Consider the following 14,675-nt stretch of genomic DNA (forward strand, 5'->3'; position numbering starts at 1 on the left):
GATGGTGGTCAGTCTACGCAGAACTCCCTGAGACGTCCATGAGAGTTCGCCGCGTGGCGGCAGATCAGCGGACCGCAAGCATCACTTCCACGGTGGCATCGAGCAGTGCGTCCACCTGCTCCTCGCGGTATCCCCCGCGCTGCATCCGGAACGCCGCGCCGCGAACCTGCTCCACCGTGAGGGGGTCGCCGTCGCGCAGGAATCCGCTGATGCGGTCGGCGACATGATCCACCTCGTCGACGCGGTACCCGAAGGTGAGCCGCCCCGTACGCGCGAACCGGTGGTGCGCAGGGCGCGCGAGGTGATCGAGGATGCGCTGCGCGTCCTCACGGGCCCTCGCGACCCACTCGGTGACCCCCAGCGAGCGCACGGCGCGCTCCCGGGTGCGCGCGGCGAACGCATCCTCGACGCGTCCCAGCGCGGCATCCACCGCTGCGATCTCGTAGCCGTGCCGGACCAGCGGGAAGGAGGCGGCGCGCACGTCCTCGGCTCCGAAGTCCTTCCGGTCGTCCTCGAACGCGCCGCGGGCGGCGTCGAGGAACGCGTCCACGGCCGCCCGGTGATAACCGCGTGTGCGCCCCGACGTGAGCGGGAACGCCGGAGGGGCGGCCTCGTCATCGCCGTCGAACACATCCAGATCAGAATCAGACATCACGAGACCATCCACGGAGCGAGCAGGAATGAGAGGGCGAGTGCGGGGATCGTCGACGGCAGGATGCTGTCCAGCCGGTCGAGCAGACCGCCGTGGCCAGGCAGCCAGGAGCTCATGTCCTTGATGCCGAGATCGCGCTTGAGCATAGACTCCCCGAGGTCGCCGAGCGTGGCGGAGAGCAGGATCACGGCGCCCAGGACGAGACCGCACCACCACTGCAGGTGCAGAAGATAGGTCGCCAGCAGCACACCGGCGATCAGGGATCCGAGCACCGCCCCGCCGAAGCCCTCCCAGGTCTTCTTGGGGCTGATCCTCGGCGCCATCGGATGCTTCCCGAAGGCGAGACCGGCCGCGTAGGCGCAGGTGTCGGCTGAGACGGCGATCGCCACGAAGGAGAGCACCCACCACTGCCCGTTCTCCCGGAAGAGCAGCATGATCGCGATCGAGGTGAGGAAGGGCACATAGACCTGCACGAACGCGCCGACCACGACATCGGACAGGACGTCTCCGTAGGTGCGGCCGTCCTTGACGACCATCTGCGCGATCATCCGCCACACGGCGATGAACGACACGGCGACGATGAGCACCACCCAGCTGATCCAGAACTCCCCGGACGCTCCGGCCAGCAGCACGCCCGTCGCCGCGATCAGCTGCGGAACGACGTCGACCCGCCGGCCACCGGCGCGCAGCGCGCGGGAGAGCTCGTAGGTGCCCAGCAGGCCTGCGGCCAGCGCGATCGGCACGAAGAGCCACTTGATGAACAGCAGCGATGCCACCAGTGCGGCGCCGAAGGCCACGCCGATCACGATCGCGAGGATCAGGTCGCGCCCGGTGCGCTGCTTGATGCGCTCGTTGGCCTGGTCGAAGTGGTCACGCGCCTGCGAGACGTGCGTCTCCAGCTGGTCGCGCGCCTGCGACACGTGCGACTCGATCTCGTCGCGCCTGGCCCGCCACTGCTCGCGGATCGCGCTGTGATCGGCGGTCGACAGCGGACCCGCGTGCGGATCGGGTTCCGCCGCAGGCAGCGGGGGGCGCGGCGGAACGCGGGCGGCGTCGAACTCCGGGAACGCCGCATCCGACAGCGGCACGGCCGTCACCGGAACATCGCCGTCCACCCGGCGCGTGCCGCGCGCGGGGGTGGCGGCATCCTCGTTCCCGGATGCCGCCGGCAGCCCCGCGGACGACGCCGCATCCGGTTCCTGCGACCCGGCAGTCCCGGGCCGCGGTTCCTCGGAGTGATTCTCGCCGGACATGCCGATCAGACCTCGAGGAGCTCGGCCTCTTTGCGCTTGAGGGCCTCGTCGATGGCGTCGACGTACTGGCGCGTCAGAGCGTCCAGCTCCTTCTCGCCGCGTGCGATCTCGTCCTCGCCGACCTCGGCCTTGAGCGCGTCCATCTCGTCCTTCGCCTTGCGACGGATGCCTCGGATGCGGACCTTGGCGTCCTCACCCTTGGTACGCACGAGCTTCACGTACTCCTTGCGGCGCTCCTGGGTGAGCTCGGGCATGGTGACGCGGACGATGTTGCCGTCGTTGCTGGGGTTCGCACCCAGGTTCGGCATGTCGCGGATGGCCTGCTCGATGGCCTTGAGCGCGGACTTGTCGTACGGGGTGACGATCAGCGAGCGAGCCTCGGGGTTCGCGAGCGACGCGAGCTGCGCCAGCGGCGTCGGCGTGCCGTAGTAGTCGACCAGCACCTTCTGGAACATCTGCGGGTTGGCACGCCCGGTGCGGACCGTGGCGAAGTCCTCCTTGGCGGCATCGACCGCGCGGGTCATGCGTCCGGTGGTTTCAGCGAGGACATCCGCGATCACGGGGGCTCCTTAGGTTCGGGGGTTTCAGAAGATTCTATCCGGCACGCCTCGGCGGTCCGTGGAGGAAAGGCCTCAGGCCGTGACGAGCGTGCCGATCGGCTCGCCCAGCAGGGCGCGGGTGACGTTGCCGGCCGGCTCCATGCCGAACACGCGCATGTCCATGGCGTTGTCCATGCAGAGGCTGAACGCGGTGGAGTCGACGACCTTCAGGCCGCGCTGCAGGGCGTCGCGGTAGGTCACGCGGTCGATCCGTTCCGCGTCGGGGTCCTTGTTCGGGTCGGCGGTGTAGATGGCATCCACACCGTTCTTCGCGACCAGGACCTCCTGCGCGCCGATCTCGAGGGCACGCTGCGCGGCGACCGTGTCGGTGGAGAAGTACGGGAGACCCGCGCCGGCGCCGAAGATCACGACGCGGCCCTTCTCCATGTGGCGCTCCGCGCGCAGCGGGATGTACGGCTCCGCGACCTGGGTCATCTGGATCGCGGACTGCACGCGCGTCGGCGCGCCGGCCTGCTCGAGGAAGTCCTGCAGGGCGAGGGCGTTCATCACCGTGCCCAGCATGCCCATGTAGTCGGCGCGCCCGCGGTCCATGCCGCGCTGGCTCAGCTCCGCACCGCGGAAGAAGTTGCCGCCGCCGACGACGACGGCGATCTCGACCCGGTCGACCGCCGCGGCGATGTCGCGCGCGATGGCGCTGACGACGTCGGGGTTCACACCCAGCGATCCGCCGCCGAAGGCCTCGCCGGAGAGCTTGAGAAGGACGCGACGGCGTCCGGTGCGTTCAGTCATGGGGTGGGTCCTCTCGTCCGGATTCAAGATAGTGCCTTCAGGGCATGAAGAAGGGGTTCGGATCGTGTGGATCCGAACCCCTTCCGAGGTGTTACGCGCCGACCTTGAACCGGGCGAAGTCGGTGACGGTGATACCGGCATCCTTCGCGACCTGGCTCACGGACAGCTTGTTGTCCTTCGCGTAGTCCTGCTCGAGCAGGGCGACCTGCTTGAAGTACGCGGTCACGCGACCCTCGACGATCTTCGGCAGGGCGGCCTCAGGCTTGCCCTCGTTGCGGGAGATCTCGGTGACGATCTCGCGCTCCTTCTCCACGTCGGCGGCGGGGACATCCTCGCGCGTCAGGTAGGAGGGGTTCGCGAACGAGATGTGCTGCGCGATCGAGCGAGCGGTCTCCGCGTCGGTACCGGAGTACGCGACGGCGACGCCGATCTGCGGGGGCAGGTCCTTGCTGGTGCGGTGCATGTACACCGACAGGTTCTCGCCCTTGACGGTGCGGACCTTGCGCAGCTCGACCTTCTCGCCGATGATCGCGGCCTCGTCCGAGATGAGCTGCTCGACGGTCTGAGCGCCCGCGGGGGCGGCCAGAGCGGCCTCGACCGAGTCGGCACCGACAGCCGCGACGGCGTCGGCGACCTTGTCGGCCAGAGCGATGAAGCGCTCGTTCTTGGCGACGAAGTCGGTCTCGCAGGCGAGCTCGATCAGCGTCACGGCACCGGCGGACTCACGAGCGGCGATCAGGCCCTCGCTGGTCGAGCGGTCGGCGCGCTTGGCGTTGCCCTTGGCACCCTTCAGACGCAGGATCTCGGTGGCCTTCTCGACGTCGCCGTCAGCCTCCTCGAGCGCCTTCTTGGTGTCGACCATTCCCGTTCCGAGCTGCTCGCGCAGCGCCTTGATGTCGGCGATGGTGAAGTTGGCCATGTGTGGTGGCTCCTTGCTTCGTGTCTGTGCGTGGTGTGCTGGTTGCTTACTTGGCGTCTGCGTCGGCAGCGGCCTCGGCGGCCGGAGCCTCGTCAGCGGCCGGAGCCTCGACGACCTCAGCGGCCTCGGCGGCGGGAGCCTCGGCGTCACCCTGCAGGAGCTCCTGCTCCCACTCGGCGAGCGGCTCGGCGTCGCCCTCGGGGTTGTGCTTCTGCTGCAGGCCCTCGGCGGCGGCGTCGGCGATGATGCGCGTCAGCAGCGAGACCGAGCGGATGGCGTCGTCGTTGCCGGGGATCGGGTACTGGAAGTCGTCCGGGTCGGCGTTGGTGTCGAGGATGCCGATCACCGGGATGCCGAGCTTCTTGGCCTCGTCGATGGCGAGGTGCTCGCGCTTGGCGTCGACGACCCACAGGGCCGACGGGGTCTTCGACAGGTTGCGGATGCCGCCCAGCGACTTGTGCAGCTTGTCGAGCTCGCGCTTCTTGAGCAGCAGCTCCTTCTTGGTGAAGCCCGATGCGGCCGGGTTCTCGTAGTCGAGCTCCTCGAGCTCCTTCATGCGGGCGAGGCGCTTCGCGATGGTCGAGAAGTTGGTCAGCAGACCACCCAGCCAGCGCTGGTTGACGAAGGGCTGGCCGACGCGGGCAGCCTGCTCCGCGAGGACCTCCTGCGCCTGCTTCTTGGTGCCGACGAAGAGGATGGTGCCGCCACGGGCGACGGTCTCCTTGACGAAGTCGTAGGCCTTGTCGATGTACGACAGCGACTGCTGCAGGTCGATGATGTGGATGCCGGAGCGCTCGGTGAGGATGAAGCGCTTCACCTTCGGGTTCCACCGACGGGTGTGGTGTCCGAAGTGCACGCCGCTGTCGAGCAGCTGGCGGATGGTGACCACAGCCATGGTCGTCTCCTTGTTCTGACGCTCTCGCGTCGTTGAGGTTGTTGCGCCGATCAGATGATCGACTGTCCTGGCGCCCGGCGCACACCCGCCCTCGCTGAGGAGGGACCTGTGGGAGTGGATGCCGCGACCTCCGTCTTTCGACGACGTCGCTCTGGGCACGCGTAGTCATCCCGATTGCGGGATGCCCCTCCAGCATACAGGATGCCGCGCGGGACCATCGGCGCGAACCGGTGCGCTCTCCCTGCACAGCAGCACCGATTCCGCGGCTTGTGCACGGTTGCCGGGGATCGGGCACGACGTCGTCGGGCTCACATGCCAGGGTGGGCGGATGGTCAGCGGGAATCCGGACGCGGAGCGGCGCCGTCGTCGCGTCGCGATGAGCCGCGCGGTCGTGCTCGCGGTCGTCATGGGGCTGTGCGGCAGTCCGTCGGCATCCGCGACGGCTGCTCTCGGCGCGCCGACGCCGGCGTCGGCGGCCGGCTCAGCCGACGCGGCGCGACCGAGCGGTTCCACGGCGCCCGTCGATGTGGCCCGCGGCGCGGTCAGCGGGCCGGCGGAGGAGGCTCCCGGCTACCCCTGGCGCTGGCCGGTCACGGGCCCGCGCACGGTGATCGCTCCGTTCCGCGCACCCGCGCACGAGTACGGCCCCGGCCATCGAGGCATGGATGTCATGGCGGCGCTGGGCATTGAGGTGCTTGCCCCGGCAGCGGGCGTCGTGGCATTCCGTGGGACGGTGGCCGACCGGCCGCTGATCACGATCGATCACGGCGACGGGTACATCAGCACGCTGGAGCCCGTGTCGTCGGATCTCGCAGTGGGTGACGCCGTGCTGGCGGGCGACGTGGTGGGGATCCTGGCCTCAGGAGGGCACGTCGCCCCGAGGACGCTGCATGTCGGCGTCCGCATCGACAAGCGGTACGTGAATCCGCGAGGGCTTTTCGGCCTGCCGCCTCGTGCCGTGCTGCTCCCCTGCTGCGAGGGCTGAACCCTTCGCGCGCCGCGCGATTCCGGCGTCAGGCCCGAGGATGCGCGAGGCGGTAGGTGGCGGTGAGCCGCTCGGCCGAGACGTGCGTGTAGATCTGGGTCGTGCCGAGGCTCGCATGTCCGAGGATCTCCTGCACGGCGCGCAGGTCGGCCCCGCCGTCGAGCAGGTGCGTCGCCGCCGAGTGCCGGAGGGCGTGCGGACCGACATGCTCTGCGCCGACGATGGGCCCGAGCACGCGGGCGACGAGCGCGTACACCGTGCGCGGCCCGATGCGCGCACCGCGTGCGCCGAGGAAGAGAGCGGGGCCGGGTGACTCGGTGCGGGCGAGCAGCGCGGGCCGTCCGCGGGTGAGGAACGCGCCGAGCGCGGTCGCAGCAGGTGCGCCGAACGGCACGACCCGCTCCTTGGACCCCTTGCCGAGCACCCGCACCACCCGCCTCTGCAGGTCCAGGTCGTCGACGTCGACGCCGCAGAGCTCGGAGACGCGAATGCCGGCGGCGTAGAGCAGCTCGAGGATGGCGTGATCCCGCAGTGCGATCGGATCCCCCGTGGATGCGGCGATGCGCTGCGCATCCAGCAGCTCGCGCATGCCGTCGGCGGATGCGACGACGGGGAGGGTCTTGGCCCGCCGGGGCGTGACCAGGCGCAGGCTCGGGTCCACGGTCACGAGCTGGGCGTCGTGGGCCCATCCGAAGAACGACCGCACGGCGGCCGCGCGACGCGCGAGCGTGGAACGGGCGTCGCCCCGCTGGGTCGCCTGCCACAGCCAGTCCCGGAGAGCCTCCAGGTCCATCTCGGTGACGTCGGCGTCTCCGACCGCTCTACCCAGGTCGGCGAGATCCGAACGGTACGCGCGCACGGTCGCCGGCGAGAGCCTCCGCACCTGCGCGAGGTGCGCGATGAACGCCTCCACCGCCTGCGTGTACCTCATGGATCCAGCATGCCGCGCCGCAGCCTCACCGGCGTGCTCCCCCGCCGATGCGCGAGCCTCAGGCGGTCCGCTTCCACCCATCCGGCGTCTGCTCCGCGCTCCCCTCGAGAGCGAGGAGTCCCAACAGGCTCCTCACGCGCTCCGCTGACAGTCCGCTGCGCCGCGCGAGGTCATCGGCGTCGCGGGCGGTCCGGCTGCTCATCGCATCGGTCAGGCGGATCCGGTCCGGATCGGCTCGTGCCGCCTGCGGTGCGATGGGCACGCGGTCGTCCCAGAGCTCACGCACCTCCTGCGCGTTCGTCACGCAGATCGCGTCGAACTCGCGGAGCAGACGATGACAGCCCGCCGAGGCGGCGGAGGAGATCGGGCCGGGCACCGCGCCGATGGGGCGTCCGAGCGCTGCAGCGTGCCCGGCGGTATTCAGCGTGCCGCTGCGCCAGCCGGCCTCCACGACGACGGTCGCGAGTCCTGTGGCGGCGATCAGGCGATTCCGCTGCAGAAACCTCCACTTGGTGGGTGCGCCGCCGCAGGGAACCTCGCTGACGACCGCTCCGCCGCGCCGGATGCGATCGAAGAGCTGCTGATGGCCGATCGGATAGGCCCGGTCGACTCCTCCGGCGAGGAACGCGATCGTGGTGCCGCCGACGCCCAGTGCTGCGCGATGCGACGCGCCGTCGATGCCGTACGCCCCGCCCGAGACGACCACGACGCCGGAGCCCGCCAGATCCCCCGCCAGCTCACCGGCCACCGCCTCTCCGTAGGGCGTCGCCGCCCGGGCCCCCACCATCGCCACGGCGGGCTGCGCCGTCAGCGCGCCGATGTCTCCGCGCACCCACAGCAGCAGCGGCGCGTGCGGTCCCAGATCGTCGAGTCCGCTGGGCCATTCGGGATCACCGGGAAGGAGTACGCGACCGCCGACCTCGGCGCAGGAGGTGAGCGCGTCCAGGACCGCCTGAGAACGGGCTCGCGGGCGCCACCGCGCCTGCGCCTCCGCGAACTCCCGCGACTCCAGCACGCCCGGTGTCAGCATCCGGTCCTGACTCAACGCGCGATCGAGCGCATCCGATGCCCCATGCGCCGCCACCAGTGCACCGGCCGCTCCGTCGCCCGGCTCGACGAGAACCGACCACGCCGCGCGCGCGAGGACCTCGTGAGGATCCGCATCCGGCCGCAGCCGCTCGGCGGCGGGCAGCAGCCTCGCATCGTCCAGCATCCGATTCGTCTTCGTCCTCATGCCAGCAACCCCTTCTTCAGGAACAGAGCCCGTCCCAGTTCGTCGATGCCCGGCGTCGTCGCACCGGCGAGGTCCGCGATGGTCCACGCGACGCGGAGCACCCGGTCGTACGCGCGGAGCGTGACCGTCCCGCGCTCCAGTGCACGATCCAGTGGTGCCCGCACCTTCACCGGCAGGCGCAGCGCCCCGACCCGCAGCCGCTCCCCCGGCACCTCGCCGTTCACGCGCCAGGGAGTGCCGCGAAGCCGTTCGGCTGCAGCGTCCCTCGCGGCCACCACCCTGACGCGCGCCAGAGCCGAAGTGAGCTCCGACGCCTCTCCGGAGGTCGCTCGCGAGGCGGCGACGCGCGCCACCTGAAGATCGATGTCGATGCGATCGCGGAGCGGCCCGGAGAGCCTCCCCGCATAGCGCCGGATCGCCATGGGCGGGCAGGTGCACTCCGCACCGCGGACGCCGTAGTTGCCGCACGGGCAGGGGTTCATCGCCAGCACCAGCTGGAACCGCGCGGGATAGCTCGCGGTGAAGCCGGCGCGGTGCACCTCGATGCGGCCGGACTCCAGCGGCTGTCGCAGCGCGTCCAGGGCGACCCGCTGGAACTCGGGCGTCTCGTCCAGGAACAGCACGCCGCGGTGAGCGCGGACGATGGCGCCGGGCCGTGCGACGCGCGTGCCCCCGCCCACGAGCGCCGCTGGGGACGCGCTGTGGTGCGGCGCCACGAACGGGACGACGGGATCGAGGTGCGTGATCGGCTCCCCCGCCAGCGAACGGATCGCCGCGACCTCCAGCGCCTCCTCCTCCCGCAGCAGAGGCAGGATGCCGGGCAGCCGCCGGGCGAGCATGGTCTTTCCCGCGCCCGGGGGCCCGCTGAGCATGAGGTGATGCCCGCCGGCGGCGGCGGTGACGAGCGCGTCGACCGCCTCGTCCTGCCCGATCACGTCGGCGAGATCCAGACGATCCGCATCGGCCGGTGCGGACACCGGCATCTCGACCGCGTCGACCTCCGGCACCTCGACCTCGGCTCCGTGCATCGCCGCCACCTCGGCCAGGGATGCCGCCGCCCGCACCTCGATGTCGGGGACGAGTGCCGCCTCGGCGGCGTTCGCATGCGGCACGACGACGCGGCCGAAGCCCGCGCGCGCCGCGGCGTACACGGAGGGCAGCACTCCGGGCACCGGGCGCAGCCTGCCGTCCAGGCCCAGCTCGCCGATGTGCACGGTGGAGCGGATCGCCTCGGCGGGAAGCGCACCGCCGGCGGCGGCGGTGGCGACCGCGATGCTGAGGTCGAAGCCCGAACCGTGCTTCGGCAGGCTGGCGGGTGACAGGTTCACGGTGAGCCGGCGTCGCGGCACGTCGAGTCCGGCATTGCTCGAGGCATTGCGAACCCGCTGCACCGCCTCACCGAGCGCCTTGTCCGGCAGCCCGATGATCCGGAACTCGGGCGTCTGCGCGGTGAAGTCGGCCTCGACCTCGACCATGTGCCCGTCCACGCCCGTCAGGGCGACCGCCCAGGTTCGCGCCGTGCTCACAGGATGTCCACGAGGTGCTCGAGCCGGGCGGTCGAGGCATCCGCTCCGACCAGGCCGATGGCCTCCAGGCGGATCTCACGACGTCGTGCGGCATCCGGGTGCGCTGCGGCCCAGGCGAACGCCAGCCGCCACAGCCGTCGCCGCTTGCGCTCGTCGATCGCGTCGAACGGATGCCCGTAGAGCTCGGATCGGCGGGTCTTCACCTCGACGATGCACAGCCGATCGTCACGGAACGCGACGATGTCGATCTCACCCTGCTCGCACCGCCAGTTGCGGTCGAGGATGGCGTATCCCCGCGAACGGAGGTGCTGCGTCGCGCGCTCTTCGCCCGCGCGCCCGAGTTCGTCTTTCGCTGCCATGACGACAGCCTGACGGGGCGTGCCGACGCCGGAGCTCCGGAATCACGGCGGCTGTGCACAACCCGCAGAAGTCAGCCGAATGTGGAAACCAGTGGGATCACTTGCCGTCGAGCGAGAGCTCGTCGGGCAGCTCGAACTCGCGGCGCTGCAGCTCCTCGACGTTGACGTCCTTGAACGTCAGCACCCGCACGGCCTTCACGAAGCGGTCGGCGCGGTAGATGTCCCACACCCACACGTCGGTCATCGAGATCTCGAAGTAGAAGTCGTTCTCGGTGTCGCGACGGACGACGTTCACCTCGTTGGCGAGGTAGAAGCGCCGCTCGGTCTCCACGACGTACTGGAACTGCGCGACGACGTCACGGTACTCGCGGAACAGCGCGAGCTCGAGCTCGCGGTCGTAGTCGTCGAAGGAATCCTCATCCATGATGCTTCCATCCTAGGAGAGAGTGCGCGCTAGAAGAGCGTCGGGGCGTCGGCGATCGCCCACGACGACCTGTGCAGCGGTGACAGGCCCTGCTCCCGGATCGCCGCGCGATGCTCGGGGCTCGCGTAGCCCTTGTTGCGGTCCCACTGGTAGGCGGGATGCTCGGGGTGCAGATCCGTCATCAGCGCGTCCCGGGCGACCTTCGCGATCACGGATGCCGCTGAGACCGATGCGCAGTCGCGATCGCCCTTCACGATGGTGCGCACGGTCAGCCGCGCCGGGTGCACCCGGGAGACGTAGTCGTGGTTCCCGTCCAGGATCACCAGGGCCCGCTCCAGCGCAGCGCCCTGATCGACGACGCCCTGCACCGCGCGAGATGCGGCCAGCCCCAGGGCGCGCATGATCCCGACCTCGTCGATCTCGGAGGCGCTCGCCCAGCCGACGGCGGAGGCCTGCACCCACTCGGCGGCGCGCGATGCCATACCGGGTCGCCGCCTCTCGGTGATCAGCTTGGAGTCGCGCAGGCCCTCGGGAACGCGCCGGCGGGATCCGGCGGCATCGATCACCGCCGCTCCGACCGCGACGGGACCCGCCAGCGCTCCGCGCCCGACCTCGTCGAGCGCGATGATCAGGTCGAACTCCTCGTCGCGCAGCAGCCGGCGCTCCAGACGGAGCGTGGGCGCGACGACGGTCACTTCTTCGGTCCCGGGATCGAGCGGAACACCTCATCGTGGGTGTCGATGAGGCCGAAGCGGTCCAGCGGCCACGTCGTCAGGAACGCACGGCCCACGACGTCGCCGAGCGGCACGAACCCGCCACCGGGAAGGTCCTGGTGCGCGCGCGAGTCCTGCGAGCGGTCGCGGTTGTCGCCCATCACCCACAGCGAGTTCGCCGGCACGGTCACGTCGAAGTCGACGTCGGATGCCGCGGTGTCACCGCCGGGGAGGTTCAGGTAGGAGAGCTCATCGATCGGCGAGCCGTTGATGGTGATCTGGCCCAGGGCGTTGCAGCACACCACGTGATCGCCGGGGAGGCCGATGACGCGCTTGACGAGGTGGTCCTGGGCATCGGTGGTCGACAGGCCCACGAAGGTGAGCACCCAGTCCGCCGCCTCGACGAGGAAGGGGCGCGCCGGTGTCTGCGGGGCCGGCGGGAGCCATCCGCCCGGGTCCTTGAACACCACCACGTCGCCGTGGTCGTATCCGCTCCAGCGCGGGGTCAGCTCGTCGACGAGGATCCGGTCGTTGATCAGCAGGGTGCGCTCCATCGACCCGGAGGGGATGTAGAACGAGCGCACCACGAAGGTCTTGACGACGAACGACACCAGCGCCGCGATGACGATGATCACGAGCACGTCGCGAAGGAAGACCCAGGGTCCTCGCCGCCGCGTCGGCTTCTCCGCGGATTCGGCGGCGTCGGATGTCATATGGACTCTCTTCGTCTGATTCGCCGCGCGACGGCGGCATCTACAAGGTTCGCACACGGACGTGCAGACGACAGAACCCCGAGACGGGAGTGTCTCGGGGTTCTGCGGAAGAGCTGCGCGTCAGTTGTCGCGCTTCTCCTTGATCTTCGCCTTCTTGCCGCGCAGGTTGCGCAGGTAGTACAGCTTGGCGCGGCGCACGTCACCGCGGGTGACGACCTCGATGTGGTCGATCACCGGCGAGTGCACCGGGAAGGTGCGCTCCACGCCCACCTGGAAGCTGATCTTGCGAACGGTGAACGTCTCGCGCACACCATCGCCCTGGCGGCCGATGACGACGCCCTGGAAGACCTGGATACGCGAACGCGAACCCTCGGTGATGTTCACGTGCACCTTGACGGTGTCACCGGGGTGGAAGACAGGGATGTCGGAACGGAGCGAAGCCGCGTCGACGGCGTCGAGGATCTGCATGATCGTCTCTCTCTGCACTCGCCACAGGTCGGATGCATGATTCAAAGGAATAAGAACGGGTGTGTGCCGAGCGGCGCGCGAGGCGTCCGCGGGTTCCCCTGAGGCAGAACCGGTTCACGGCACAAACATCTATTCTGCCATGAACCGGAGCCCGCTCAAAACCGGCCGGCTCAGTCCTTCGTGCGGCTCTCCTCGATCACGATCACGTCGTGGGCGGGCTGGGATGCCGAGTCGTCGACGCGCGGCGCCGTGCTCCAGCTCACGGTCTCGCGGATGCGGATGCCCGTGCCCCTCGCCTCGTTCCACAGCTGCCAGAGCTGCAGCCAGAAGAGCGCGATCGCGGCGAGGATCGCCCCGGTCAGGAGCCACCCGAAGCCGCCGTCCACGAAGAGCCCGACGGCGATGGTGAGTCCGTGCCAGACCGTGAAGCCGGCGACGTCCCACCAGGACACCGCCCGCTCGGCTCGCACCGAGGGACGCGAACGGGTGAGCAGGGTGAGGATCAGCTGCCCGACGAAGACCGTCGGCATCGCCATCAGCAGCACCCACAGCAGGCTCCACGCGTTCTGGCCGAAGATCGCCCAGCCCACGAACAGCCACAGCGGCAGGAGGAAGGCCGCCGGCACGAGCCAGCGGAAGAACGCCTCACGCAACCACATGCTCCGATGGTACGCACCCGCCCGCATCCCGCGGCGGGTGTTCGCTGTGAGCTTGCTGCGTCCGCGGATCGGGGAGAATGGAAGCTGACGAGAGGATCCTTCCCATGATCGAACTGCGCACACCTGCCGAGATCGACGAGATGCGCGCCGCCGGCCGCTTCGTCGCGGAGACCCTGGCGACGCTGCGCGCGGAGACGAAGGTGGGCACCAACCTGCTGGCCATCGACCGTCACGCCCACGATCTGATCCGCAAGGCCGGGGCCGAGTCCTGCTACATCGACTACGCCCCCTCGTTCGGCAACGGCCCGTTCGGCAAGGTCATCTGCACGTCGATCAACGACGCCGTGCTGCACGGTCTCCCCCACGACTACACGCTGCGCGACGGGGACCTCGTGTCCCTGGACTTCGCCGTGTCCGTCGACGGCTGGGTGGCGGACTCAGCCGTGTCGTTCGTGGTGGGGACGCCTCGCGACGAGGATCTCCGCCTGATCGACACCACCGAGCGCGCACTGGATGCGGCGATCGCCGCGGCCGTGGTCGGCAACCGGATCGGCGACATCTCGGCCGCGATCGCCGAGGTCTCGCACGGCGCGGGCTATTCGATCAACACGGAGTTCGGCGGCCACGGCGTCGGCCGCATCATGCACGGCGATCCGCACGTTCCGAACGACGGGCGCGCGGGCCGTGGCTTCCCGCTCCGCGAGGGCCTGGTCTTCGCGCTGGAGCCGTGGCTTCTCGCCACCACCGACGAACTGCGGACGGACGCCGACGGCTGGACCCTGCGCAGCGCGGACGGCTCGCGCGGCTCGCACTCCGAGCACACCGTCGCGGTGACCAAGGACGGCCCGATCGTCCTCACCGACCGGAGCTTCCTCGGCGTCGACTGACACGGCGCGGGCCGCTTCTCCCTGTCGCAGGCGCTCTGAGCTGGGGGCAGCTCGAATGCGGTGCACCCCTATCCGGAATGGCTGTGTGGCATCCTGACTGCATGATCCCTCGCGACAGACACGTCCCGGAGAGGGTCATGCTGGCCAGACACGGTCAAACCGTGTGGAACGCGGAGCATCGCCTGCAGGGCCAGCTGGACTCCCCGCTGACGGCCGACGGCATTCGTCAAGCGCGCGAGACCGCCGGGCGTCTGCAGGGCCGTGGCATCTCCGTGGTGTGCTCGAGCCCGCTCGGGCGCGCGCTGCGCACCGCGGTGATCATCGCCGATCGCATCGGCGCCAATCTGGTGGAAGTGCCGGAGCTTGCTGAAGTGCACCACGGCGACATGGCCGGCCTCACGTGGGAAGAGATCGACGAGCTCCACCCCGGCGCACGCGAGGAGCGCGCGGAGAACCGGCACGGCTGGTCCTTCCCCGGCGGGGAGAGCTACGCGCAGGCGCGCAGCCGCGCGCGCGAGGCGCTCTCCGCCTGCGGCTGGGCCACCGACTCCGCACCTCTACTGGTCGCGCACGAGATGATCGGACGGATGCTGCGCGCAGAGCTGTGCGGTCTGGATGCCGCTCAGGCACTCGCGCTGCGGCATCCGCACGGCGTAGTGTTCGAGATCCAGCGCGGCGTGGAACGGATCCTGTAGGCGTCCAGCAGGA

Annotated in this window: 18 protein-coding genes; 3 read left to right on the forward strand and 15 right to left on the reverse strand. The window is 70.0% G+C overall.

From position 1 onward, the window contains the following. Positions 1-64 precede the first annotated feature (64 nt). The 6 genes from BGN97_RS15510 to rpsB form a co-directional block, all read right to left on the reverse strand. Positions 65-652 (reverse strand): DivIVA domain-containing protein, encoded by a 588-nt coding sequence (locus tag BGN97_RS15510; protein ID WP_292703385.1) that lies wholly within the window; start codon positions 650-652, stop codon positions 65-67. Beyond that, on the reverse strand, positions 652-1,905 hold the full coding sequence (locus tag BGN97_RS15515) for a phosphatidate cytidylyltransferase (protein ID WP_292703388.1): 1,254 nt from the start codon (positions 1,903-1,905) through the stop codon (positions 652-654). The genes BGN97_RS15510 and BGN97_RS15515 overlap by 1 nt, the downstream gene beginning before the upstream one ends. A gap of 5 nt (positions 1,906-1,910) precedes the next feature. Continuing rightward, on the reverse strand, positions 1,911-2,465 hold the full coding sequence (gene frr / locus BGN97_RS15520; protein ID WP_292703391.1) for a ribosome recycling factor: 555 nt from the start codon (positions 2,463-2,465) through the stop codon (positions 1,911-1,913). Between the two features lie 72 nt (positions 2,466-2,537). After that, on the reverse strand, positions 2,538-3,254 hold the full coding sequence (pyrH, locus tag BGN97_RS15525) for a UMP kinase (RefSeq protein ID WP_285632468.1): 717 nt from the start codon (positions 3,252-3,254) through the stop codon (positions 2,538-2,540). Positions 3,255-3,345: 91 nt separating this feature from the next. Beyond that, positions 3,346-4,173, reverse strand: coding sequence for a translation elongation factor Ts (gene tsf / locus BGN97_RS15530; RefSeq protein ID WP_285632471.1), 828 nt, complete (start codon positions 4,171-4,173; stop codon positions 3,346-3,348). Between the two features lie 46 nt (positions 4,174-4,219). After that, on the reverse strand, positions 4,220-5,068 hold the full coding sequence (gene rpsB / locus BGN97_RS15535) for a 30S ribosomal protein S2 (RefSeq protein WP_292703393.1): 849 nt from the start codon (positions 5,066-5,068) through the stop codon (positions 4,220-4,222). Between the two features lie 328 nt (positions 5,069-5,396). Between rpsB and BGN97_RS15540 the strand changes: the two genes are divergently transcribed. Further along, on the forward strand, positions 5,397-6,053 hold the full coding sequence (locus BGN97_RS15540; RefSeq protein WP_292703396.1) for a M23 family metallopeptidase: 657 nt from the start codon (positions 5,397-5,399) through the stop codon (positions 6,051-6,053). Positions 6,054-6,081: 28 nt separating this feature from the next. On the opposite strand, the gene BGN97_RS15545 is transcribed toward BGN97_RS15540, so the two are convergent. The 9 genes from BGN97_RS15545 to BGN97_RS15585 form a co-directional block, all read right to left on the reverse strand. Next, positions 6,082-6,984, reverse strand: a complete 903-nt coding sequence (locus BGN97_RS15545) for a tyrosine recombinase XerC (RefSeq protein ID WP_292703399.1) — start codon at positions 6,982-6,984, stop codon at positions 6,082-6,084. A gap of 58 nt (positions 6,985-7,042) precedes the next feature. After that, positions 7,043-8,218: a DNA-processing protein DprA gene (gene dprA / locus BGN97_RS15550; RefSeq protein ID WP_292703402.1), complete on the reverse strand. Its 1,176-nt coding sequence runs from the start codon at positions 8,216-8,218 to the stop codon at positions 7,043-7,045. Further along, complete coding sequence (locus tag BGN97_RS15555; RefSeq protein ID WP_292703404.1) at positions 8,215-9,744, reverse strand: YifB family Mg chelatase-like AAA ATPase; 1,530 nt, start codon at positions 9,742-9,744, stop codon at positions 8,215-8,217. Before BGN97_RS15555 ends, dprA begins: the two co-directional genes overlap by 4 nt. Next, complete coding sequence (locus tag BGN97_RS15560) at positions 9,741-10,103, reverse strand: YraN family protein (protein ID WP_292703407.1); 363 nt, start codon at positions 10,101-10,103, stop codon at positions 9,741-9,743. Before BGN97_RS15560 ends, BGN97_RS15555 begins: the two co-directional genes overlap by 4 nt. A 97-nt stretch (positions 10,104-10,200) precedes the next feature. Continuing rightward, a complete protein-coding gene (locus BGN97_RS15565; RefSeq protein WP_292703409.1) occupies positions 10,201-10,527 on the reverse strand; it encodes a DUF2469 family protein in 327 nt (108 codons plus the stop codon). A gap of 29 nt (positions 10,528-10,556) precedes the next feature. Then, positions 10,557-11,222 carry a ribonuclease HII gene (locus BGN97_RS15570; RefSeq protein ID WP_292703412.1) on the reverse strand — a complete coding sequence of 222 codons (666 nt, stop codon included), beginning with the start codon at positions 11,220-11,222 and terminating at the stop codon, positions 10,557-10,559. Continuing rightward, entirely contained in the window at positions 11,219-11,953 is a 735-nt protein-coding gene (gene lepB, locus BGN97_RS15575) for a signal peptidase I (protein WP_292703414.1), read from the reverse strand. The genes BGN97_RS15570 and lepB overlap by 4 nt, the downstream gene beginning before the upstream one ends. A 120-nt stretch (positions 11,954-12,073) precedes the next feature. Next, positions 12,074-12,421: a 50S ribosomal protein L19 gene (rplS, locus tag BGN97_RS15580; RefSeq protein ID WP_285632587.1), complete on the reverse strand. Its 348-nt coding sequence runs from the start codon at positions 12,419-12,421 to the stop codon at positions 12,074-12,076. Positions 12,422-12,591: 170 nt separating this feature from the next. Next, entirely contained in the window at positions 12,592-13,080 is a 489-nt protein-coding gene (locus tag BGN97_RS15585; protein ID WP_292703419.1) for an MFS transporter permease, read from the reverse strand. Positions 13,081-13,184: 104 nt separating this feature from the next. Here BGN97_RS15585 and map point away from each other — a divergent pair, with 104 nt between their 5' ends. Together map and BGN97_RS15595 are read left to right on the forward strand one after the other, a co-directional pair. Beyond that, complete coding sequence (gene map / locus BGN97_RS15590) at positions 13,185-13,967, forward strand: type I methionyl aminopeptidase (RefSeq protein WP_292703422.1); 783 nt, start codon at positions 13,185-13,187, stop codon at positions 13,965-13,967. Between the two features lie 137 nt (positions 13,968-14,104). Beyond that, positions 14,105-14,662, forward strand: a complete 558-nt coding sequence (locus BGN97_RS15595) for a histidine phosphatase family protein (protein WP_292703425.1) — start codon at positions 14,105-14,107, stop codon at positions 14,660-14,662. Positions 14,663-14,675: the final 13 nt, after the last annotated feature.

It is taken from the genome of Microbacterium sp. 69-10, assembly GCF_001897945.1.
Taxonomy (GTDB): Bacteria; Actinomycetota; Actinomycetes; order Actinomycetales; family Microbacteriaceae; genus Microbacterium.

Bases quoted from the DNA above. Each gene is read 5' to 3' on its own strand.
- BGN97_RS15510 (WP_292703385.1), bottom strand. From the start codon at position 652: ATGTCTGATTCTGATCTGGATGTGTTCGACGGCGATGACGAGGCCGCC.
- BGN97_RS15515 (WP_292703388.1), bottom strand. From the start codon at position 1,905: ATGTCCGGCGAGAATCACTCCGAGGAACCGCGGCCCGGGACTGCCGGG.
- pyrH (WP_285632468.1), bottom strand. From the start codon at position 3,254: ATGACTGAACGCACCGGACGCCGTCGCGTCCTTCTCAAGCTCTCCGGC.
- tsf (WP_285632471.1), bottom strand. From the start codon at position 4,173: ATGGCCAACTTCACCATCGCCGACATCAAGGCGCTGCGCGAGCAGCTC.
- rpsB (WP_292703393.1), bottom strand. From the start codon at position 5,068: ATGGCTGTGGTCACCATCCGCCAGCTGCTCGACAGCGGCGTGCACTTC.
- BGN97_RS15540 (WP_292703396.1), top strand. From the start codon at position 5,397: ATGGTCAGCGGGAATCCGGACGCGGAGCGGCGCCGTCGTCGCGTCGCG.
- BGN97_RS15545 (WP_292703399.1), bottom strand. From the start codon at position 6,984: ATGAGGTACACGCAGGCGGTGGAGGCGTTCATCGCGCACCTCGCGCAG.
- dprA (WP_292703402.1), bottom strand. From the start codon at position 8,218: ATGAGGACGAAGACGAATCGGATGCTGGACGATGCGAGGCTGCTGCCC.
- BGN97_RS15560 (WP_292703407.1), bottom strand. From the start codon at position 10,103: ATGGCAGCGAAAGACGAACTCGGGCGCGCGGGCGAAGAGCGCGCGACG.
- BGN97_RS15565 (WP_292703409.1), bottom strand. From the start codon at position 10,527: ATGGATGAGGATTCCTTCGACGACTACGACCGCGAGCTCGAGCTCGCG.
- lepB (WP_292703414.1), bottom strand. From the start codon at position 11,953: ATGACATCCGACGCCGCCGAATCCGCGGAGAAGCCGACGCGGCGGCGA.
- rplS (WP_285632587.1), bottom strand. From the start codon at position 12,421: ATGCAGATCCTCGACGCCGTCGACGCGGCTTCGCTCCGTTCCGACATC.
- BGN97_RS15585 (WP_292703419.1), bottom strand. From the start codon at position 13,080: ATGTGGTTGCGTGAGGCGTTCTTCCGCTGGCTCGTGCCGGCGGCCTTC.
- map (WP_292703422.1), top strand. From the start codon at position 13,185: ATGATCGAACTGCGCACACCTGCCGAGATCGACGAGATGCGCGCCGCC.
- BGN97_RS15595 (WP_292703425.1), top strand. From the start codon at position 14,105: ATGCTGGCCAGACACGGTCAAACCGTGTGGAACGCGGAGCATCGCCTG.